Genomic DNA, 19,053 nt, shown 5'->3' with positions numbered 1-19,053 from the left:
GGACGGCGGCGCGGTCGACGCTCGAAGCGACGGACCGGTCGCTCTCGGCTCCGAGGGAAGTCGAGGACCGCGCACGCCGCGATCCCGTGTGAAAACGGCCGTTACCGAAGGAGAAACCCGATCAGATGACGCGGTTCTGCAGGTAGTCGAGGTGTTTCGCGTTGTAGACGATCTTGACCTCGTCGGTAGCCGGGCTCCCGATACAAGTGAGACGGACGTTCTTCTCTTCGACCTCCTCGTCGGAGAGGATCTGCTGCATGTCCATCTCAATGTCGCCTTCCTTGACGATGGAAGCGCAGTTCGCGCACGCGCCGGCGCGGCACGAGAAGGGCCAGTCGTAGCCCTGGGCCTCGGCCGATTCGAGGATGTACTCGCCCTGGTTCACTTCGAGGGTACCGTAGTCTTCGGCGTCGAGGCCGGCGTCAGCGGCCTCCTCGAAGAGGTCGTCGTCGTCCATCGACCAGCCGTGGTCGTCGAGCACTTCGTAGTTGAGGTATTCTACTGTGGGCATCATCAGACTGTTTGGTGCCCACGTCATTAGGCTTTGCTGTTCTCTGGTCGACGACCCCCGAAAACGCGCGTCGCGACCGAACACGTTCGTCTCGATTCGACGTCGAAATCGGCCGTCTGACGGGGTCTTTCTGCCGCGCTCCTCGGGCGGCGTCGTTCGCGTCGGTTCGGGTAATAAACCGTTATCACGACTGATACGCCATGAGTAACAATAAATACCGTACGGCGCTCAGCACGTACCGATGGGAGAGTCCGTCGTCGCCGACTTCGTCGGCCGCGTCCACGCGGCGAGCCTGGAGTCCGACGAGCCGGCGACCGGTCGCGTCCTGTTGAGCCAGCGACGGCTCGTCCTCGCGACGGACGACGGGAAGGAGACGGTCCCGCTCTCGCGGGTGTTCGACGTCGTCGTCGGGAGCGTCCCGGGCGAGCTGCGCTCGTTCTTCAACGACAGCGTCACGATCGCGTACGAACGCGACGGGTCGCGGCGGTCGGCGCTCGTGGAGGGCGAACCCGACGACATGGACAAGTTCGTCAGGCTCCTGTTCAAAACCCTGCTGCGGAACGTCACCGTCACCGTGCGGCACCCGGCGAAGGTCGGTGGACGCGTCACGGACGCGACCGACCACCGCGCCTCGGTGTCCGTGTCGCCGGGCGAGATCCGATTCGGCAACTGTCCGGAGCCGTTCACCGTCGACCTCTCCGCGGTGATCGACTACGAGCGCACCGACCGCACCGTCGGCGGGAAGAAGCGCCCGGCGCTCGTCTTCGAACACGTCGCCGACGACCGGACGGTCACGTCGATCACGACCGTCCCGAACGAGCGCGCGCTCAACATCCTCGGCCGGTACATCAAGATCGAGTACGACGAGGCGATGGAGGAGTTGGAGTCGTTCGACCCGACCGAAGAGCAGCTGGAGATCCTCGTCTCCATCTACTCCGCCGGCGGCGAGGCGAACATCGCCGACGTCGTCACCGGCGACGTCACGCAAACGTCGATGATCCTCGACACCCTCCGGGAGGAGCGCCTCGTCGCCGACGGGGACAGCGGGACCACGCTCACCCGCAAGGGGCAGATGATCGTGAGCTCGTACCTCGAGTCGGTCAACGCCTGAGGGCCGAACGCGCGGTTCGGGGCCCGACGCGACGCTTCCGCTCGGGGGGAAGTTTCATAGTCGTGTACCCGTAGGTATCTCTCATGCGAGACAGCAACCACCCCGGCGACGAGTCGGCGCTCGACGCCGCGGTCCGCGAACGGGGACTCGACGCGTCCGACGGGGCGGGGGAGGCCAGTTCGCCCGCGGGCGAGACGCCGGCGGACGACGCCGGCGGTTCGGGCCCGCGGGTCGCCCGCGTCCCGGAGCACCACGCCCACGACACGTTCTCCGTCGATGGGATCGACACCGACCGACGCGAGGGGCTACTGGAGGCGGTCCTGCGCGACGTCGACGGCGTCAGCGCCGCCTCGGCGACGCGGCGCAACGGGACGGTCGGCATCCACCACGACCCGTCGCTCTCGCGGGACGCGCTCCGCGAGGTGCTGACCGAGTGCGGGCTGGTCGTCGCGTCCGGCGACGACGCGTTCGAGTCGCGGCGCGCCTCGCAGTTCGCGTCGGCGCGCGTCGCGGTCGCGACCCTGTTCGGCCTGATGGTCGCGACGCCGTACATCGCGGTGCTGTACCCGACCCGCGTCGAGTGGCTGTTCTACGACCCCGTGACGGTTCAGTACCTCCAGTCGATCCTCGACTCGCAGATGACGACGCACTTCTTCATCAACCTCGGTGCGCTCTCGGGGCTCGCGTTCCTCGTCGCCTGCGGCCCGACGATCCGTAACGCGGCCGCAGCGGTGCGCGACGGCGAGTTCACCAACGAGGTCGCGTTCGTCGGGGGCGTCGCCGCCCTCTTCGGGTACAGCACGCTCACCGCGTTCACCGGCCTCGAGGGCGCGGTCCACTACGACCTGGTCGCGTACGCGGTCGTCGTCGCGACCTTCTGGACGCAGTTCGGCGTCACCGACACCGCGGTCGACCCCGCGTCGCGCGAGGAGTCCGCCGCGGAGCCGGCCGATGCCGACACGGACGACCCGGTCGCGATGACTGACGGCGGGCGCTGACGCGCTCGTCGAGTCCGCCGTCTCCGCGCTCGTTCGTCCCCGTTTCCCCGCGCTACCCCGTTCGCCTTCTCGTCGTTCGCTCGTCGCTCTCGGACAGTCACTCCGCCGCGTCCGCGCCGGCGACGGGCGTCCCGTTCTCGTCGACGGTCACGACCCCCTCGACGGTGACCTCGTCGCCGACGGCGAGGACGTCCCCCCACGAGCGCTCCGCGACGACGGTGTTGACCATCAGCCGGAAGTCGTGGTCGAAGCGGTCGCTCTCGGTCCAGTCGGGCAGCGTCTCGCGGCGCTTCCGGACGAACCGCTCGCGGAATCCGTCGATCGCCGCGCCGGTATCCGGGTCGCGGGAGGGGACGACGCAGCGCTGACACGGGTTGACGCCGATCAGCTCCGTGCCGCCGACCGCGACGCGGACCCCCTCGCCGCGGTCGGCGAACAGTCGGTCCTCGAAGAACGCGGGACAGTCGTCGAGGACGACGTTCGGGCGCAGCCGTCGTCGCATCTCCGTCGCGTCCGCCACGTCGTCGAACCACGACGCGACGGTCTCCAGCGTCGCCCGCGAGACCACCGTCGGCCCGCGGGCGGCGCGGTCGTCGGGGAAGCCCCCGGCGTCGTCGCGCACGAGATCGACCGCGTACCCGAGGTACTCGCCGACCCAGTCGGCCAGGGCGTCGCCCTCCTCGGGGAGCGCGAACGTGCGCTCGTCGGCCGGGGCGCGCTCGGTCGCCTGGCGCGCGAGCGTCACGGCCGTCGGCGTGGCGTCGGTCGGCCCGGCGAGGTCGTACTCGGCGCGGAGCCCGTGGACCGCCCGTTCGCTCTTCCCGTTGACGTAGCCGCCGCCACCGCCGACGGAGGCCGTCTCGGGGTCGACGCCGGCCTCGACGAGCGCGTACGAGCGGTCGCCGCGGAGCGCGCCTTCGGGACCGATCGCGGCGCGGTCGACGGCGACGCCGTCACAGGACTTCAGGGGGTACGCGAGGAGTTCCGCGACGCGTGTCATACCCGGGGTTCGACGGGCCGGAACAAAAGCGATCGGCCGACGGTCCGAGCGGACGGGATGTCGCGGTCGCTACTGCCGAGCTGCTGACCGCCATGACGAGCCTCTTGTACTCGCGGGATCCACGATGAGAGGATGCGAACGAGCGTCAACCTCCCCGACGAACTCGTCGACGAGTTCGATCGGGCGTGGCGGGAGGAGGGGATCGAGAACCGGTCGCGGGCGGTCCGCGAGGCGATGCGCGAGTTCGTGGAGTCGCACTCGCGACTCGAAGACACGACCGGCGAGGTCGTCGCGCTCGTCGGCTTTGACTACCGCCACCACGAGGTCATCCGGGAGCTCCACGGCGCGCAACACGAATACCAGGACGTCATCCTCAACACGAGCCACACGCACCAGGGCGAGTGGTGTCTCGAGTCGTTGTTCTGTCGCGGCGACGCCGAGCGCGTCCGACAGCTCACGTACCGGCTCCGCGACTTCGACGCCGTCCGCCGGGTGAAGGTGATGCTGATTCGAGACGGGACGGCGTAGGCCGGCGAGGCGCCCGGGGACAGTTTCCGGTTGATCGATCGCTACCGACTCTCCCGCTGCTCGACCTTGTTCAGACTTATGAGATCTACCATAGATCTCTTCGGAATTATCTACGTAGTGTCATGAAAATACGAACAGTGGGCGCCGTTGAAACTCACAGATACCGGTACTCTGTTGCGTACGTGCTGTATCCATAGCGCATATCGGTCAGCGGTCCCCCCGCTGAGAAACGGGATTAAGGATCGGTCAGTACAACCCAGTGATTGTGTTGACAGACCGACTTACGCTGCGTCTCTTGGTCACTCTGAACTGACACAATAGCACGGTATCAGACTAGATGTGACTAGTATGGAGATCACGGTCGTTTAGCGGGATCTCACAGACTGGTCTGCTAGAGGCGTGTACCACTTCTAGACTCATATACCAAACGACACTTTACGCGTAGTTCCCAATACTCGTAGTGAGGCCATGAAACCGATGAAATCAACCAGCCGAATAATAATCGCACTCGCTGTCGCTGGACTCACCCTACTCGCTGTTGCCAGCAGCGGAGCAGCAATCGCGGAAGTCACCGGGCCTTCACCCATCTCGGACGTCAGTGATGACGACTCGGTCTCGGAGAGTAACGTCACGCTCTCTGAGCAGGAAGCGATCGACATCGCCACTGACGAAATCGACGGAACCGTCAACGGGACTCAAGTTGAACTCGAGAATGAGGATGGTTCACCCGTTTATGAAGTCGAAGGCGTGACGACGGACGGCTCAGAAGTCGAAGTTGCTGTTCACGCAGACGACGGTACGGTCCTCGAAACTGAAACGGAAGACGATGAAGACGACGAAGACGAGCGGGAGAACGAACACGAAGACGACGAAAACGAGCAGGAGGACAACGAAGACGGCGATGGTGACCAGCAGGACGAACACGGAGACGACGAAGACGAACAGGAGGACAACGAAGACGATGAATAACTCGGAGTCTTAACTTCGAGACCGAATCTCAGAGTCAGCCGCCGCACGTGACGCACGAAGTACTTAGATAGCTTCCACACCCAACTGTATCAGATGGCGGAGATCGAATTGCTTGAACCGGAGACGCTCATTCGGGCCCTCACGCTTGTGGTGACGCTGGCTGTAGTCATCGTTACTGCGCTTGCCTACTACCGTACCCGGGTTAGTCGTGTTCTGGTCCTCGCACTGCTCGCAGCGCTGCTTGCAACCGATCTCTTGCTTGAGGTCGGCGACGATTTTCTCGAAGAAGGGATCCCGTACTTCGAGCTGCTCACGAGTCTGTTCGCACTCGGTATTTCCCTCCTTCTGTTATCGACCGTGGTGCGGCGTTTTGACCTGGAAGTCACGATGACGCGTCTACCTCCCACAACCGGGTCACGAAAGCAAAACTGAGATGGTTAGACGCCGCACCCATGACGCCGAAGAAGATATCCTCGAACTAGAGACGCGTAAAGAGATCTTCGAGTACGTCCAGACGAACCCTGGCGTCCACTTTAGCCAGGTGAAGCGCGATCTCGACATGGAGACGGGGCTCTTACAGCACCATCTAGACACCCTTGAACAATATGACGTACTCATGAGTCAGGAACATCAGGGGAAACGTCGATTGTTTGTCGCCGAGGAACTCACCAACGAAGAGCGCGAGATACTCTCGTCGCTCCGGTACGAAACGACTCGCCATATTCTGCTGTTCTTAATACAGGAGGAGGCAGCCCGGAATGGGTCAATCGCTGATGAACTAAGCGTGGCTCCGTCAACGGTTTCTTGGCACGTGTCACGCCTAGTTGAGGACGGGATCATTTCCCAGGTTCAGGACGGTCGAACAACGTTTTACACTGTTGCTGACGAGGAACTGACGATGTAATTACTTGTCAGATATAAAGAAAGTTTTGTCGACAGAGCGGTCGATAATGTTCTTGACTTCTGGGGGTAGGCTTGTGAGCTATGCAAAGAGCATTAAAAAGCCATTTTTATCGTATATATATGACACATTGGCTGGTATCTAGCAGAGTCATCGGAATGAGTACTAAAATGTTAAAATCACGATGACAATGCGTGGGCGATTTCTATCGGCTAGTTCAGAACCTCTTTGAAGAAGATAACATCGTTCCAGTGTTGACTACATCCTCTGTATCGGTCAACTATTCACTGACAGACACAGGGTAGATCGAAGCAATACCGCAGGATACAGCGCGCATATCGCTACTTGAAGTGGCTCTCACCTCGAATAGTCACGAGTAGAAACGAGTCCAAGTACTGTGGTCGAACACGTCTTTGAGGTATGGAACGAGTCACACCGGACGATCGGACAGAGGAGCCTGTTCATCCGGAACGCAGTTTCATCGGGGAGTTATCGACCGTGAGATGTGAAAGACCATCTTTCGAACGACACCGGACTCCGAGAGAGGCATAGCTGGTCATATCTTCCGGCTGCTGATCGACTTCAATAATCTGTACAGTGATGTGAGACCCGGCACCTATATCCACAGATATACAGATAAAGACCCTGTAACGGCTGTTCTATGATTACCTACTCTCGCGCTGCTCAACCTTGTTCAGCTCGATCAGCAGCCGGAAGATCGCCTTCACGAGGTTCGCGTCCACGTCGAAGCGCTCGGCGTTCTCGCCGGCGCGCTCCATCACGCGCTCCTCCTGTCCCTCGTCGGTGGTGGGGAGGTCGCGCTCATCTTTCACCGCCGCGACTGTGTCGGCGACGTACGTCCGGCGGGCGATCAGTTCGACTATCTCGCGGTCGATGTCCTCTATCTCGTGTCGCAGTTCGTCGAGGCTCCGGTCGTCCGCGTTGGGTGTGTCGCTCATTGGTGGTTGGTGGGTAGTGTGTCGCGGGCGCTCACTTGACGGTCGCGCCGTCGTCTCTCGTCGTCGTCCGCCGCAGCGTGCCGGGGCGGTCGGCCCACGCGTCCGCGACCGCGTCGAGGTCGGTCTCGGGGTCTCCTGGGTCCGCGACGGCGACGACGCTCGGGCCGGTCCCCGACAGCGACACCGCGGTCGCGTGCGACATCGCCTCGACCGCGGGGTCGGCGTCGAACCCGAGCGCGGCCGAGAACGCCAGCCCGTTCACCGTCATCGCCTCGCTGTACCGCCCGGCGAGCGCGAGGTCGGCGACGAGGTCCGCCATCGGCGCGATGGCCTCGCAACGGGCTACGTCGGCGTCCGCGCTGTAGGCGCGCTCGGGCGGCGTCCAGACCAAGACGTCCCAGTCGACTGCCTCGCGGGCGCGGAGTTCGTCGGCGTCGTTGTCGGTGACGGTGACGCCGCCGAGCATCGACGCGGTCGCGTCGTCGAAGGCCCCGGTGACCGTGACGCCGGCCTCGCGGGCGGCGCGCACGCCCAGCCGACAGGCCTCAAGACGGGTGACGTCGACCGCGGGGTCGGCCGGGTCGTCGCCCACGCCGAGCCCGAGCGCGTCGCAGGTCGCGAGGACGGTCGCGTTGGCGGCCGCGCTGGAGCTTTTCAACCCCGCGGCGAGCGGCACGTCGCTCTCGGTCCGGACGCGGCCGCCCTCGCCGTCGCCCCAGCGCTCGGTCGCGAGCGCGACGCAGCGCTCGATCAGGTCGGTGTCCGCGGCCGCGTCCTCGGCGATCTCGCCGTCGACGCCGTCGGCCGCCGGGTCGAGCGCGACCGTCGCGCGCGTCTCGACGTCGATGCCGAAGGCGGCGCCCGTCCCGGTCGCGAGCGCGTTCAACACGGTTCCGGCTCCGAGCGCCGCGGCCCGTCCCTCCATGCGGTCACGGCTCGCGAGCGCGGACAAAGAGGTAGCGATAACGGCGAGTCTCTCGGCGGGCGACCCGCGGCCGGTCCCCGGGATCGGAACCGCTGCGGAGACCCGAGGCGCCGGCGTCTCAGACCGGTTCGGCGCGCCTGACCGCCACGTTGACAGCGTACCGGTCCGAGTCAGCCCGGACGTTCGTCCGTCGGCTCGGGAACGTGATCTCGACGGTGAACCGTCGGGACCGCGAGCCGTCGAAGCGATCGTCGCGCGGGAACCGGCGCGAGACGTAGTCGTAGCCGACCGCCTCGCGCTCGTCCGACCCCGCCGGGGTCGCGTACGCGTCGACGCGGAACTCGACCGTCCCGTACTCGAACCGGCCGGCGTTCTCGACCGTCAGGCGGGCGGTGACCGTCGTTCGCCGCTCTCGCTCACGCGCAGCACCGAGGCGTCGGTGACGACGAGTCCCGAGCCGTCGGGACCGACCTCGTCCGGAGTCGTTTCGGCGCCGTCGCCCGACCCGTCGTCCTCTTCCGACCCGTCTCCGCCGTCGTCCGTCCCGTTGCCGCTCGTTCCGTCGTCCGTCTACCGAGTAGTCGGATCGCCTTCTTCGGACATCACGAGACAACCGGCGAGCAGCCCGGCGGTACCGACCGCGAGGACGCCGCGCCGCGTCGCCCGCCGGGCCGGACGGTCGCCGCCGCCTCGGTCGGCGGTCATCGCATCACCGTCCCGAGGACGCCGGTCGACGCGCCGACGGCGCCCGACACGAACGCCGTCGCGAGCGTCGGCACGAGCGCGTCGACGAGCCCGTGCGCCTGCGTGGCGGCGTCGCCCTGCGAGACGACGATCACCGTGACCGCGACCAGTCCGTACGCCAGCGCGCCGAGGCCGGTCCCGAGGCCGCAGGTCGTCGCCGCGGAGACGACGCCGCGGGCCCGCGAGCCGACGAGCACGCCCAAGACGCCGGAGAGCGGAACGGCGCCGACGAGGACGGTCGCGGTCGCGGCGAGGTAAGACTGCGCGACGAACACCGGACCGAACCGCGCCGTCTCGCCGGTCGCGGCGGTCGCCAGCGCCGCCTCGGCCCACCCCGTCGCGGCCGCGCCGACGATGCCAGCGCCGACGCCGACGAGCGCGAACGCCGCCGTCACGAGTCCGACCTGGTTCGCGTTCACGCGCCGGTCACCCACCCGTGCCGTAGTCGGCCGTGCCAGCCGGCCCGCTCCTCCCACGCGTCGCCGGAGAAGCCGGCCGCCAGCAGGAACTCGCCGGCTCGGACGACGTAGCCATACTGGACGCCGGCGTGCTCGTCGAAGCCGTACCGCTCGCCCTCGGCCTCGCGGTGATAGAAGCGGTGCCAAGGAGCCGGCCCGGGGTCGGTCTCGACGTCCGCGTCGGAGGAGTTCCCGTCACTGGACGCGTTCCCGTCGTCGGAGGCGTTCCCGCTGAAGTCGGACCCGGCGAGCGTCGCTTCGGGATCGATCGACGCGCGGCCGTCGGTCGAGCCGCCGTCGAGCGCCGTCGAGAGCCGCGCTTCGGCGGTCTCGGCGTCCGGGTACCGCTGGACGTACACCGGGACGCCGTCGAGTTCGCGGGCCCAGCCGCGGAACGTCTCGCTGGGTCGATTCCCCGCGGGCGGGCGCTCCACGAACGCGACGAACACCTCCTCGACGCGGTCCGCCGGCTGCGAGATCGGGCCGAGGCGAGCGCGGAGTTCGCGCCGGCGCTCGGGGGAGAAGGCGTCCCCGTAGATGCGCGGGATCCGCTCGCGGTCGATCGTGTCGCGGTCGTACGGCCGGTGCGCGAACGTCGCGAAGTTCCGGCTCGCGACGGCGAGTTCGACGAGCGTGCCGTTCGTGACGCGGCCGCGCTTGCGGTCGTCGGTCGGCAGGGGCGCGAGCAGCCGCCGGAACAGTCGGTTGTGGATCGGGTCCCCGGAGAACTCCGCCTCGACGTAGAGCGCGGTCCCGATGCTCGCGAGTTTGGTCCGGATCCGGTCGAGCTCCTCGAGGACGCGGTCGACGTCGCCGCGGGGCGCGAAGGTCCGCAGCGTCTCGACGTGGCGCTCGACGCGGCTGCGGATCCGCGGGCCGGGCGAAAAGTGGGGTTCGAGGGCGTCGCTCGCGCGGTCGCCCGCCGTCCGGATCGCGGCCGCGACGGAGTCGACCTGTGCGGCCGTGACCGCCGCCTCCTCGTCGACGGTCGCGCGGATCGAGCGGACCGTCGCGACCGCCTCGGCGATCGCGTCGCGGTAGGTCGCCACCGCCGCCGGGTACTCGGTCGCGAACCACACCGCGTCGTCGACTACTTCGCGGGTCGCGGCCGCCAGCGCGGCGTTCCTCACCAGCGGGTCGGCGTCGGTGTCCGGCGCATCGGGAGGGTCGTCTTTGTCGGGGTCGTCGCCGTCGCTCGGCGCGTCGGCGTCCGCGGCGGCGTCGGGGTACTCGACGCCCTGGACGCCGAGACACCCGGCGGTCCCGACGAGGGCCGCGCCGACGCCCAGCAGGGACCGTCGCGTCCGTTACATGACACGCATTCCCCGTGGCAGGAACTTAAATGTGGTACGCCGATTCTCGCGGTTGAATGCGCCCGAAAGCGCGGCGGTCCGGCCGCCGGCAGTCCGCGTCGCTCCGCGCGAGCCCCGAGCGCGTCCCTTTTGAGGCCGGCACCCCTAACCTCGCGTATGTCAGCGCCATCGCGCAGCGACGTGCCGCCGACCTCGATCGGCGTCGACCTCCGGGAGGAGGGCGTCGTCGTCGAGTACCTCGACGGCCGGACGACCCTCTACCGGGGCGTCCCAGAGTCGGCCGAGGGATCGGTGACCGCCGGCCCCGGCAAGGAGACCCACGTCCTCGTCACCGACCCCACCGAGACGGAGGGCGTGATGACGTACGTGAACGACTACAAGACCGACGACGAGATCCTCGAGGAGTCCGGCGTCGGCCGCGTCATCGTCGAGGACGGCGACCGCGACGAGGTGTTCCCCGGCGTGATCGTCGGCCGCGACGGCAAGCGCAACGAGGTCGTGGCCGACCCCGAGATCGCCGGCGGGCGCGTGTTCGTCTTCGTCGAGGACGGCTGGACCGAGGGGAGCTACGAGATCATCGAGGGGCCCGAAGACGGCCTCGACGCGCACCGGTGAGACCGACGCCGACGGAACCGCTCGGATGAGCCTCGCGAAACCCTGGCGCGACCTCGACCGGTCGACGGTCGGGAGCGCGCCCGACCGCTACGCGCTATACGAGCTCGGTGACGCCGACGGCGACACAGTCGGCTTCGGAGCGGGCGTCCTCCGCGACGAACTGAAGGAGGCGCTCGCGTACGGCGACGCGGCGAAGGTGCGGTGGGAGCTGGCCGACTCGCTCGACCACGCTGAGCGGCTGCTCGCGGAGCACACGGACGGCTGACGGCGCGTGGGGGAGCGCGACCGACTCGCCGCGGATCCGACTCTCGCGTCCCGACCGAGCGGGAACGACCGACAGAGGAAAGGCCGGCGGCCGCCGAGGGGGCGACATGAGCGACGAGGTCGAGACCGACGGCGGCGACGAGGTGCTTCGCGCCAGCGACATCGGCGGCGAGGGGCCGCCGATCGAGGAGAAGCCGTACAAGATCGTCTTCGAGGCCAACAAGTGCTTCGGGGCGGGGAAGTGCGCCGAGGTCGCGGACAACTGGGTGATGGACGTCATGAGCGGGATGGCGAAGCCGGACGCGTACTACATCGGCGAGGAAGACTTAGACGAGAACGTTCGCGCGGCCGAGGCGTGTCCCGCGAAGAAGGACGCGGGCGTGATCCACGTCGTCGACCGACGGACGGACGAGGAGATCGCGCCGGACCCGCACGGCGACGGGACGCTCTCGGTCGACTGGTGAGGGCGGGTCCGGATTTCCGAAAGGGGTTTCACCCCGCCGCGGATAGCCCGACTAGCGCGGGGGTGGCTGAGCCTGGCCAAAAGCGGCGGACTTAAGATCCGCTCCTGTAGAGGTTCGAGGGTTCGAATCCCTTCCCCCGCACTCCTGCGGCGAGCACTTCGCGAGCCGCAGGTGTAAATAAAGAGGGATTCGAACTGGGGAACGAAGCGAGCACAGCGGGTCGGCCTCGGGCGGCGTCGCATTACACCCCGCGACGCGGTTCGGGAAACCGGAGCCGAGGGCGTCGTAACGGATCTCACGTGTGAGAATCACATCCCCAGTATTTTGTGCTGAGAGCCGCACCGAACTGTATGAGAGCCCTACCCGCCGGACGGGAGCACGCAGGCGCGGCGTTGCTGGTCGGGATCGGCGGTGGGCTGTTCGCGACGCACGTGTTCCACGTCGTCAGCGAGGACGAGAACGTCGCGACGTTCCTGTTGGGGATCGTCGCGCCCATGCTCCTCGCCGCTGGCGTGGTGGCCGGCGCCGTCTGGCTGTGGCGGCTGGGCGTGGACGGCGAGTCCACGCTGCGGGTCGGGGGGTGGTCGGCGATCGGCGCCGGCCTCCTGGCCGCTGCGGGCGTCCTCGTGATACTGTACCAACAGCAGCACGGCGTGGTAATGGAGGAGCAGGTCTTCGTTGTCGTCGACGCGGCGTCGGCTGGGTCGCTCCTCGGATTCATCGTCGGCGTCTACGACATCCGGCAGCGGAAAGCGGAGGCGAGAGCCACCCGGCTCACCCGCCAGCTGACCGTTCTTAACCGCGTCCTCCGTCACGACATCCGCACCAACGCCAACGTCATTCAGGGGAACGCGAGCCTCCTGACAGAGGAGTCGGTCGACACGGAGGAGCGGGCCGAAACGATCAGGCGGCAGGCGACCGACCTGGTGAAGCTCGGGAAACAGGCGCGGAGCATCGAGCAGATCCTGACCACCGAAGAGGCCGATCGAGAGCCGCAGGATCTCACCGCGGCCGTCGAGACGAGCTGCGAGCGGGTCCGCCGCGACAATCCGTCGGCGGAGATCGACGTCTCGCTGCCGTCGACGCTGTCCGTCCTCGCTCATCACCTGATCGACTCGGCGCTGGCGAACGTGATCGAGAACGCGGTCGAACACAGCAACAAGGAGACGCCGCAAGTCCGCGTCGAATCTAGGTCGGTCTCGCGGAATGGGATCGACTACATCGAGCTGCGCGTCGCCGACAACGGACCGGGGATCGCCAAGAGCGAGATCGAGGTGTTGAAGCGGGGCTACGAGACGGACCTCGAACACACGAGCGGGCTCGGCCTCTGGCTCGTCAGTTGGATCGTGGCGAGCTCGGGCGGAGAGGTCCGGTTCGAGGAGAACGACCCCGAGGGCAGCGTCGTCTGCCTGCGGCTGCCGCGGCCGGAGGACGACGCACACTCCGCCACGGAATCGCAAACCGCCGCGCCCGCTCTGTAGCGCCCTCTAAGGCTGTCTTCCCGCTCGCCACGGACCCTCTCGGCGGTCATCGAGGAGGAGATCGTCGGGTACGACGACCCGTAAGCGACGGCGGCCGCTCCGGCTCACTCGCCGGCCTCACTCGTCGAACCGGTCGGAACGCTCCGACCACCCCGTGGCGTCCGTCGCGAGGTCGCGGACCTCCTTCCGGATCCCCGCGTAGTTGTCGACGACGTCCTGCGTGGTGACGATTCCCTCCGGCGACATCCCGTCGACGACGACGAGCTTCTTGACGCCCTCCGACCGCATCCGCTCGGTCGCCGTCCGGAGCGTCGCGTTCGGGCGGACCGTGACGAGCGGGGCGCTCGCCGCCTTCCGGACCGGAATCGTCGACAGCGGGTCGTCGGTGGCGTAGCCGGCGCGGAGCACGTCGCTCTCCGTGAGGATCCCCGCCGGCGTCCCGTCGTCGGTGACGACGACGCTGCCGACCCGGTTGCGGAGCATCCGCTCGGTGGCGTCGCGGACCGTGGCGTCGGCGTCGCAGGTCACGAGGTCCGTCGTCATCACCGCCTCCACGAGCATACCCTCGGATACCCCGCCGGCGCACTTGTAGGTGTCTCCGCCGCTCAGTAGTGCCAGGGGTAGTCGCGGAACTTCGGCTCGCGGCCCTCCAAGAACGCGTCGCGGCCCTCCTGAGCTTCTTCCGTCATGTACGCGAGCCGCGTCGCCTCGCCCGCGAACACCTGTTGGCCGACCATCCCGTCGTCGGCCATGTTGAACGCGTACTTCAGCATCCGCATCGCCGTCGGCGACTTCCGGGTCATCTCGTCGGCCCACTCTACGGCCACCTCCTCTAACTCCTCGTGCGGAACGACCTCGTTGACCATCCCCATGTCCGCCGCCTCCTCGGCGGAGTAGGTCTTCCCGCGGAAGAACACCTCGCGCGCCTTCTTCTGGCCGATCTGCTTCGCGAGGTAGGCGGAGCCGAACCCGCCGTCGAACGAGCCCACGTCGGGGTCGGTCTGGAGGAACTTCCCGTGCTCCTCGCTGGCGAGGGTCATGTCACAGACGACGTGGAGCGAGTGGCCGCCGCCGACCGCCCAGCCGGGGACGACCGCGACGACGGGCTTCGGCATGAACCGGATCAGCCGCTGGACCTCAAGGATGTGGAGCCGCCCCGCGCGCGCCTCGCGGACGAGGTCGTCGTCGTCGTCGCCCGCCTCGTCGTCGTCGCGGTACTCGTAGCCGGAGCCGCCTCGAACGGACTGGTCGCCGCCGGAGCAGAACGCCCAGCCGCCGTCCTTCTTGGAGGGGCCGTTCCCGGTGAGGAGGACGCAGCCGACATCGGCCTGCTTCCGCGCGTGGTCGAGCGCGGCGTACAGCTCGTCGACCGTGCCGGGCCGGAATGCGTTGCGGACCGCGGGGCGGTCGAAGGCGATCCGGACCGCGGGGACGTCGACGGCGCGGTGGTAGGTGATGTCGTCGAACTCGTCGGTAACGGGCTCCCACGCGTCGGGATCGAATATCTCCGAGACCATACCGACTCGTACGCCCGGGCCGTTGATAAACGGCGTCGGATCGAGAGGGGGAGGGGGTCGGCTCAGCGGGATTCGCGCTCGGTGCGTCGCGCGACGGAGACGGGGAGCCTGAGCGGGTCAGTCGTCCTGTGCGTACGCACCCTTCGGGTGGCCCTTGTGCTGGAGGTTGCGATTGTCGCGTTTCCGCGTCGTGGTGGCGGGGATGACATCGCGAGATGGGTCGATCTCCGAACGCGGCATTCCGGTGTATCCGTGGTCCGGATGCTCGGAGCAGTGTGCCATCGCGTCGTGCGAGCCCTGCCACGGGCCCTCGTCACAGCCGTCTGCGGTACAGACGAACACTATCTCCTCTGACATGCTAGCTAGAACTTTCCGACCGGTGTATAAAAATCTCACACCGCGATTATCAGAACCGATTCTCTACGTCAGGGTTTCCATCACCGGCGCCGTGAACCGGTCAGTCGCTCGCGGCGGGCGCGCCGAACATCTCGACGCTCGTCCCGGCGTGCCGGCAGTCCTCGAGGGCGTGTTTGGCGGCGAAGCCGGCCTCGTGGGCGGACGCGCCGCGACCGACGCCGACCTGGAGCTCGATGTCGACGTCGGACTCGACGTGCGAGACCGCCGAGGAGAACGCCGACTCTGGGAGATCGGGACAGACCGCCACGACGTTGTCGCCGCCGACGAAGAAGGAGAGCGCGCCGTGCGCCTCGCGGAGGTGGCGCATCAGCGAGCCGAACGCCTGTTCGATGTTAATGAACGTGTCGTACTCGTTGAGCTGGTCGGTGTACTTCCCGGTGGCGTTCACCACGTCGAAGTGCGCGATCTGGAGGTCCGAGCGGTCCGTCTCGGCGAGGTACTCGCCGGCGAGCACCTCGGTGCGGCTCTCGTCTTGGGCGCTCCCCGCCGTCTGGAGCCGCCCGTTCGCGGCTTCGAGGGCGTCGACGGGACGCTCGGCGACGGCGGTGCCGAGACTGACGCTGACCGGGTAGCGGTTGCCGATCGACTCCTGGAGAGTCGCGTGGGCCGCGCCGTCGACGCCGTTCGTCACCGCGATCATGTTGTCGAAGCGCGTGAAGAAGACGTATGCGTCGCGGTGCCCGAGAAACTGGGCCACGTCCGCGAAGAGCCGCGATTGGAGCGTCTGGAGGTCCATCTCTCGGCGCGGCTCCGGCGTCGTCGTCCACGGCCCGTAGTTGTCGATCTGGACGAGGGTCACCTGGGTCGTCGTCACAGTGAATGTCGGTACGGAGCGCTCCCGTTTTACCCTTCCGTTATCCCGAAGATGTGAACGGTACCGTGTTCGTGATACGGGGCGCGGTCGGGGACGGCACCTCACGCGGGCCCTCGCGCCCCCGGCGCAACCACTACAGCCGTGGCGCCCGCACGTCGGGTATGGACTTCAGCGGGGCCGTCATCGACGTCGACGGCACGGTCGTGCGCGGCGACGATCCGATCCCGGGCGCTCCGGCGGGCTACCGGCGGCTCCGGGAGGCCGGTATCGAGGCGCTGTTCGTCTCGAACAACCCGACCAAGGCGCCGCCGGCGTACGTCGACCGCCTCGGCGCGGCGGGGTACGACGTCGACGCCGACCGCGTCTTCACCGCCGGCAGCGTCACCACGCGGTACCTGCGGGAACACCACCGCGACGACGGCCTCCTCTGTATCGCCGAGACGGGGCTCCTCGACCAGTTCGCGGCCGCGGGGCTGTCGACGACCGACGACGTCGACGCGGCGGACGCGCTCGTCGCCTCTATCGACCGCGAGTTCGACTACGACGACCTCTGTACGGCGATGTGGGCCCTCGAACGCGACATCCCGTTCATCGGCACCGACCCTGACGTGGTGATCCCGGCCCCCGAGCGCGACGTGCCCGGGTCGGGCGCGGTCATCAACGCCGTCGCGGGCGTCGCGGAGCGCGAGCCAGACGCCGTCCTCGGCAAGCCGTCCGACACCGCGATCGAAATGGTGCGCGAGCGGCTCCCCTACTCGCCCGAGGAGTGCCTCGTGATCGGCGACCGGCTCGACACGGACATCGCGCTGGGCGAGCGCGCCGGGATGACTACCGTCCTCGTCCGCTCCGGGGTCACCGACGAGGCGACCCTCGAGGCGTCCGCGGTGACGCCCGATCACGTCCTCGACCACCTCGGCCAGATCGACCGCGTCATCGGCTGAGCGCCGCCGCGAGCGAGGGTCACAACGTTCACTGCGTGGAAAACAGTTATATGCGAGCGAGCGTATCGCACTCACATGAGAGAGGTTGACTCACACGAGGGCCGAACCGGAGACGACGAGGAGGATCCGGAGGAGTCGGTGCGCGTGCTGGAGGGGCACGCGGTCCAGTTCAACGAGTACCGGTACTGACGGGCGCGATCAGCGCTACTGTCGGGGTTGAGGCCCGGACTGACGGGCGGTAGCTTCTGCGGTTCCGACCGCGTTCGACTCCCCGCGACCACCCGACGGCTGTCGGGACCGTTAAGTGGGCGTCGCGGGTAGCCGAGGGTGTGATACGGAGGCTCCGACGCGCGGGTATCTTCGCCGCGGTCGCCGCCGTCGCGGTCCTCGCGCCGGCGCTCGACGAGGCCGCGGCGGTGCCGTTCTTCGCCGTCGCCGGGGCGGCGTTCTTCGGCGTCCGCGACGGCGAGTGGTTCGAGACGCTCGCGCTCCCCGGCGACCGCGAGGCCGAGCGACTCTACGGGTTGGTCTCCTTCGCGCTCGCCGGCGCGGGCCTCGCGCTGTTCGCGTCGCTGCCGCGCGCGCCGCTACCGTACGAGGCGTTCGCGGCCGCGGCGCTCGCCGTCGGTGTCGGCCGCCTCGGGCGGACGATCGTCTCCCGCCAAACGACCGACGAGTTCCCCCTCGTCGGCGGCTACGTCGCCGCCGGAACGGCCGGCGCGCTCGTCGGACAGATCGCCGTCCGGCTCCAGACTGGCGCGCCGGTCGACGGCGCGACGGTTCCCCTGCTCACGTTCCTCGCGGCCGCGGCCGCGCTGACGGCCGCGCTCGTCCGTTCGCTGGTGTTCTCCCGGGACGCGCACATCACGACGATACTCGTCGCGTTCGTGACCTGGGGGTTCATGACCCTCGAACCGACCGTCGACGCCCCCCTCATCGTCGTCGGGCTCGCGGTGACCGGGGCGCTCGGCTACGTCTCTTTCGCCATCGGGACCGCCTCGGTCGCCGGGATGCTCACCGGCGTGGTCTCGGCGTTGCTCGCGGTGGTCCTCGGCGGGGTGGGCTGGTTCCTCACCCTCATGTCCTTCTACGCGTTCGGGGGGCTCGCCTCGAAGTACCGGTTCGACGAGAAGGCGGCCCGCGGGGTCGCCCAAGAGAACGAGGGGGCCCGCGGCACGGGGAACGTGCTGGCGAACTCGGCGGTCGCGCTCGCGGCGGTGATTGGCTACGCGGTCGCGCCGCACCTCGCCGTCCCGGCCGCACCGCTCGGGTTCGCCTTCGCCGGCGCGACCGCGACCGCGATGGCCGACACGCTCTCCTCGGAGATCGGCGGCCTCTACGACGGGCCGCGGCTGGTGACCACCCTCCGGCGCGTCGAGCCGGGCACGGATGGCGCGATCACCTGGCAGGGCGAGCTTGCCGGCCTCTCCGGCGCGCTGCTCGTCGGCGCGCTGGCCGCGGGCGGCGCGCCGCTCCTCGATCCCGTGGTCCCCGGCGGCGTCGCCGCGGGTGGCGCGGTCGTCGCCGCGGGCGTCGCCGGCATGACCCTCGACAGCCTCCTCGGCGCGCTGATCGAGGGGGACCGGATCGGCAACCAGACCGTGAACTTCCTCGCGACGCTCGGCGGCGCGGTCGTGGCCGTCGCACTCTGGGCGGTGGTGTGAGATGGCCGGCGAAGGCGGCCCTGACGAACCGGACGCTCCCGACCCCCGAGTCCGTCCGGGGCGCACCGCCGACGCCGACCGGATCCGCGAGCTCCAGTCGCACCTCCGCCAGCCGAGTCCGGACCTCTTGGAGTACGGGCTGGCGGTGGGGGCGGCACGGGTGAGCGTCACCGAGGGGCGCGTCGTCGGCTACCTGCTTCCCGTGGACGCGCCGAACCGGCCGGGAGTTCACGTCGCGGAGCTCGTCGTCGCGCCCGATTTCCGGCGGGAGGGGCGGGCCCGTGGGCTCCTCCGGGCAGCGATCGCGGAGGCCGACGGGCCGGTGACGCTCCAGGCGCACCCGGAGAACGACGCCGCCCTCGCGCTGTACGAGTCGCTCGGCTTCGCGGTCGTCGAGCGCCGGCCGGACGCGTACGCCGACGGCGACGCGCTTGTGTTGCGGCGCGGGTAGCGCAGGCA

General features: G+C 68.1%; 23 protein-coding genes, 1 tRNA gene and 1 pseudogene. 14 read left to right on the top strand and 11 right to left on the bottom strand.

Annotated elements, in window-relative coordinates:
* Positions 1 to 121: 121 nt before the first annotated feature.
* A complete protein-coding gene (gene fer / locus ABNG04_RS03055) occupies positions 122 to 511 on the bottom strand; it encodes a ferredoxin Fer (RefSeq protein ID WP_297886178.1) in 390 nt (129 codons plus the stop codon).
* Between the two features lie 241 nt (positions 512 to 752).
* Between fer and ABNG04_RS03050 the strand changes: the two genes are divergently transcribed.
* Together ABNG04_RS03050 and ABNG04_RS03045 are read left to right on the top strand one after the other, a co-directional pair.
* Positions 753 to 1,622, top strand: coding sequence for a CheF family chemotaxis protein (locus ABNG04_RS03050; protein WP_371159938.1), 870 nt, complete (start codon positions 753 to 755; stop codon positions 1,620 to 1,622).
* Positions 1,623 to 1,705: 83 nt separating this feature from the next.
* Complete coding sequence (locus ABNG04_RS03045) at positions 1,706 to 2,620, top strand: hypothetical protein (RefSeq protein ID WP_371159936.1); 915 nt, start codon at positions 1,706 to 1,708, stop codon at positions 2,618 to 2,620.
* A gap of 97 nt (positions 2,621 to 2,717) precedes the next feature.
* On the opposite strand, the gene ABNG04_RS03040 is transcribed toward ABNG04_RS03045, so the two are convergent.
* Positions 2,718 to 3,620 carry an MOSC domain-containing protein gene (locus ABNG04_RS03040; protein WP_371159934.1) on the bottom strand — a complete coding sequence of 301 codons (903 nt, stop codon included), beginning with the start codon at positions 3,618 to 3,620 and terminating at the stop codon, positions 2,718 to 2,720.
* A gap of 132 nt (positions 3,621 to 3,752) precedes the next feature.
* Between ABNG04_RS03040 and ABNG04_RS03035 the strand changes: the two genes are divergently transcribed.
* The 4 genes from ABNG04_RS03035 (at position 3,753) to ABNG04_RS03020 (ending at position 6,021) form a co-directional block, all read left to right on the top strand.
* Positions 3,753 to 4,148, top strand: coding sequence for a CopG family ribbon-helix-helix protein (locus ABNG04_RS03035; RefSeq protein ID WP_371159932.1), 396 nt, complete (start codon positions 3,753 to 3,755; stop codon positions 4,146 to 4,148).
* Positions 4,149 to 4,616: 468 nt separating this feature from the next.
* Complete coding sequence (locus ABNG04_RS03030) at positions 4,617 to 5,117, top strand: PepSY domain-containing protein (RefSeq protein ID WP_371159930.1); 501 nt, start codon at positions 4,617 to 4,619, stop codon at positions 5,115 to 5,117.
* A gap of 93 nt (positions 5,118 to 5,210) precedes the next feature.
* Entirely contained in the window at positions 5,211 to 5,549 is a 339-nt protein-coding gene (locus ABNG04_RS03025; protein ID WP_371159928.1) for a hypothetical protein, read from the top strand.
* Position 5,550: 1 nt separating this feature from the next.
* Positions 5,551 to 6,021 (top strand): winged helix-turn-helix transcriptional regulator, encoded by a 471-nt coding sequence (locus ABNG04_RS03020; RefSeq protein ID WP_371159926.1) that lies wholly within the window; start codon positions 5,551 to 5,553, stop codon positions 6,019 to 6,021.
* Positions 6,022 to 6,683: 662 nt separating this feature from the next.
* On the opposite strand, the gene ABNG04_RS03015 is transcribed toward ABNG04_RS03020, so the two are convergent.
* The 5 genes and pseudogenes from ABNG04_RS03015 to ABNG04_RS02995 form a co-directional block, all read right to left on the bottom strand.
* The gene (locus tag ABNG04_RS03015; protein WP_371159925.1) at positions 6,684 to 6,977 is read right to left on the bottom strand and encodes a chorismate mutase; all 294 of its coding nucleotides are present in this window, start codon (positions 6,975 to 6,977) and stop codon (positions 6,684 to 6,686) included.
* A gap of 31 nt (positions 6,978 to 7,008) precedes the next feature.
* Positions 7,009 to 7,902, bottom strand: a complete 894-nt coding sequence (locus ABNG04_RS03010) for a shikimate kinase (protein ID WP_371159923.1) — start codon at positions 7,900 to 7,902, stop codon at positions 7,009 to 7,011.
* A gap of 118 nt (positions 7,903 to 8,020) precedes the next feature.
* Positions 8,021 to 8,607, bottom strand: a pseudogene (locus tag ABNG04_RS03005) (hypothetical protein).
* A complete protein-coding gene (locus ABNG04_RS03000; RefSeq protein ID WP_371159921.1) occupies positions 8,604 to 9,065 on the bottom strand; it encodes a hypothetical protein in 462 nt (153 codons plus the stop codon). The pseudogene ABNG04_RS03005 and the gene ABNG04_RS03000 overlap by 4 nt, the downstream one beginning before the upstream one ends.
* Positions 9,062 to 10,393, bottom strand: coding sequence for a hypothetical protein (locus ABNG04_RS02995; RefSeq protein WP_371160748.1), 1,332 nt, complete (start codon positions 10,391 to 10,393; stop codon positions 9,062 to 9,064). The genes ABNG04_RS03000 and ABNG04_RS02995 overlap by 4 nt, the downstream gene beginning before the upstream one ends.
* Before the next feature lie 180 nt (positions 10,394 to 10,573).
* Here ABNG04_RS02995 and ABNG04_RS02990 point away from each other — a divergent pair, with 180 nt between their 5' ends.
* The 5 genes from ABNG04_RS02990 (at position 10,574) to ABNG04_RS02970 (ending at position 13,241) form a co-directional block, all read left to right on the top strand.
* Positions 10,574 to 11,032 carry a DUF5796 family protein gene (locus tag ABNG04_RS02990; protein WP_371159919.1) on the top strand — a complete coding sequence of 153 codons (459 nt, stop codon included), beginning with the start codon at positions 10,574 to 10,576 and terminating at the stop codon, positions 11,030 to 11,032.
* A 25-nt stretch (positions 11,033 to 11,057) separates the two neighbouring features.
* Positions 11,058 to 11,297, top strand: coding sequence for a DUF7508 domain-containing protein (locus ABNG04_RS02985; protein ID WP_371159917.1), 240 nt, complete (start codon positions 11,058 to 11,060; stop codon positions 11,295 to 11,297).
* A 106-nt stretch (positions 11,298 to 11,403) separates the two neighbouring features.
* Positions 11,404 to 11,760, top strand: a complete 357-nt coding sequence (locus tag ABNG04_RS02980; protein ID WP_371159915.1) for a ferredoxin — start codon at positions 11,404 to 11,406, stop codon at positions 11,758 to 11,760.
* A gap of 56 nt (positions 11,761 to 11,816) precedes the next feature.
* Positions 11,817 to 11,901 (top strand) — tRNA-Leu (locus tag ABNG04_RS02975).
* 209 nt (positions 11,902 to 12,110) lie between these two features.
* Positions 12,111 to 13,241: an ATP-binding protein gene (locus ABNG04_RS02970; RefSeq protein ID WP_371159913.1), complete on the top strand. Its 1,131-nt coding sequence runs from the start codon at positions 12,111 to 12,113 to the stop codon at positions 13,239 to 13,241.
* A 117-nt stretch (positions 13,242 to 13,358) separates the two neighbouring features.
* On the opposite strand, the gene ABNG04_RS02965 is transcribed toward ABNG04_RS02970, so the two are convergent.
* From ABNG04_RS02965 to ABNG04_RS02950, 4 genes are all read right to left on the bottom strand, one after another.
* Positions 13,359 to 13,802: a CBS domain-containing protein gene (locus tag ABNG04_RS02965; protein WP_371159911.1), complete on the bottom strand. Its 444-nt coding sequence runs from the start codon at positions 13,800 to 13,802 to the stop codon at positions 13,359 to 13,361.
* Positions 13,803 to 13,846: 44 nt separating this feature from the next.
* Complete coding sequence (locus ABNG04_RS02960; RefSeq protein ID WP_371159909.1) at positions 13,847 to 14,758, bottom strand: 1,4-dihydroxy-2-naphthoyl-CoA synthase; 912 nt, start codon at positions 14,756 to 14,758, stop codon at positions 13,847 to 13,849.
* 117 nt (positions 14,759 to 14,875) lie between these two features.
* A complete protein-coding gene (locus ABNG04_RS02955; RefSeq protein WP_371159907.1) occupies positions 14,876 to 15,115 on the bottom strand; it encodes a hypothetical protein in 240 nt (79 codons plus the stop codon).
* Positions 15,116 to 15,215: 100 nt separating this feature from the next.
* Positions 15,216 to 15,989, bottom strand: a complete 774-nt coding sequence (locus tag ABNG04_RS02950; RefSeq protein WP_371159906.1) for a GTP cyclohydrolase III — start codon at positions 15,987 to 15,989, stop codon at positions 15,216 to 15,218.
* Between the two features lie 161 nt (positions 15,990 to 16,150).
* Between ABNG04_RS02950 and ABNG04_RS02945 the strand changes: the two genes are divergently transcribed.
* The 3 genes from ABNG04_RS02945 to ABNG04_RS02935 all read left to right on the top strand — a co-directional run bounded on the left by ABNG04_RS02945 (position 16,151) and on the right by ABNG04_RS02935 (position 19,045).
* Positions 16,151 to 16,930 carry an HAD-IIA family hydrolase gene (locus ABNG04_RS02945; protein ID WP_371159904.1) on the top strand — a complete coding sequence of 260 codons (780 nt, stop codon included), beginning with the start codon at positions 16,151 to 16,153 and terminating at the stop codon, positions 16,928 to 16,930.
* Between the two features lie 329 nt (positions 16,931 to 17,259).
* The gene (locus tag ABNG04_RS02940) at positions 17,260 to 18,594 is read left to right on the top strand and encodes a DUF92 domain-containing protein (RefSeq protein ID WP_371159902.1); all 1,335 of its coding nucleotides are present in this window, start codon (positions 17,260 to 17,262) and stop codon (positions 18,592 to 18,594) included.
* 1 nt (position 18,595) lies between these two features.
* Positions 18,596 to 19,045, top strand: coding sequence for a GNAT family N-acetyltransferase (locus ABNG04_RS02935; protein WP_371159900.1), 450 nt, complete (start codon positions 18,596 to 18,598; stop codon positions 19,043 to 19,045).
* Positions 19,046 to 19,053: the final 8 nt, after the last annotated feature.

It is taken from the genome of Halorubrum miltondacostae (genome assembly GCF_041379815.1).
Lineage (GTDB): Archaea > Halobacteriota > Halobacteria > Halobacteriales > Haloferacaceae > Halorubrum > Halorubrum miltondacostae.
This window is presented reverse-complemented; position numbering and strand designations above follow the sequence as displayed.

Coding starts and splice junctions, on each gene's coding strand:
- ABNG04_RS02990 (WP_371159919.1), top strand. CDS start 10,574: ATGTCAGCGCCATCGCGCAGCGACGTGCCGCCGACCTCGATCGGCGTC.
- ABNG04_RS02980 (WP_371159915.1), top strand. CDS start 11,404: ATGAGCGACGAGGTCGAGACCGACGGCGGCGACGAGGTGCTTCGCGCC.
- ABNG04_RS02970 (WP_371159913.1), top strand. CDS start 12,111: ATGAGAGCCCTACCCGCCGGACGGGAGCACGCAGGCGCGGCGTTGCTG.
- ABNG04_RS03040 (WP_371159934.1), bottom strand. CDS start 3,620: ATGACACGCGTCGCGGAACTCCTCGCGTACCCCCTGAAGTCCTGTGAC.
- ABNG04_RS03025 (WP_371159928.1), top strand. CDS start 5,211: ATGGCGGAGATCGAATTGCTTGAACCGGAGACGCTCATTCGGGCCCTC.
- ABNG04_RS03035 (WP_371159932.1), top strand. CDS start 3,753: ATGCGAACGAGCGTCAACCTCCCCGACGAACTCGTCGACGAGTTCGAT.
- ABNG04_RS02960 (WP_371159909.1), bottom strand. CDS start 14,758: ATGGTCTCGGAGATATTCGATCCCGACGCGTGGGAGCCCGTTACCGAC.
- ABNG04_RS03020 (WP_371159926.1), top strand. CDS start 5,551: ATGGTTAGACGCCGCACCCATGACGCCGAAGAAGATATCCTCGAACTA.
- ABNG04_RS02955 (WP_371159907.1), bottom strand. CDS start 15,115: ATGTCAGAGGAGATAGTGTTCGTCTGTACCGCAGACGGCTGTGACGAG.
- ABNG04_RS03015 (WP_371159925.1), bottom strand. CDS start 6,977: ATGAGCGACACACCCAACGCGGACGACCGGAGCCTCGACGAACTGCGA.
- ABNG04_RS03050 (WP_371159938.1), top strand. CDS start 753: ATGGGAGAGTCCGTCGTCGCCGACTTCGTCGGCCGCGTCCACGCGGCG.
- ABNG04_RS02945 (WP_371159904.1), top strand. CDS start 16,151: ATGGACTTCAGCGGGGCCGTCATCGACGTCGACGGCACGGTCGTGCGC.
- fer (WP_297886178.1), bottom strand. CDS start 511: ATGCCCACAGTAGAATACCTCAACTACGAAGTGCTCGACGACCACGGC.
- ABNG04_RS03030 (WP_371159930.1), top strand. CDS start 4,617: ATGAAACCGATGAAATCAACCAGCCGAATAATAATCGCACTCGCTGTC.
- ABNG04_RS02935 (WP_371159900.1), top strand. CDS start 18,596: ATGGCCGGCGAAGGCGGCCCTGACGAACCGGACGCTCCCGACCCCCGA.
- ABNG04_RS03045 (WP_371159936.1), top strand. CDS start 1,706: ATGCGAGACAGCAACCACCCCGGCGACGAGTCGGCGCTCGACGCCGCG.
- ABNG04_RS02965 (WP_371159911.1), bottom strand. CDS start 13,802: ATGCTCGTGGAGGCGGTGATGACGACGGACCTCGTGACCTGCGACGCC.
- ABNG04_RS03010 (WP_371159923.1), bottom strand. CDS start 7,902: ATGGAGGGACGGGCCGCGGCGCTCGGAGCCGGAACCGTGTTGAACGCG.
- ABNG04_RS02985 (WP_371159917.1), top strand. CDS start 11,058: ATGAGCCTCGCGAAACCCTGGCGCGACCTCGACCGGTCGACGGTCGGG.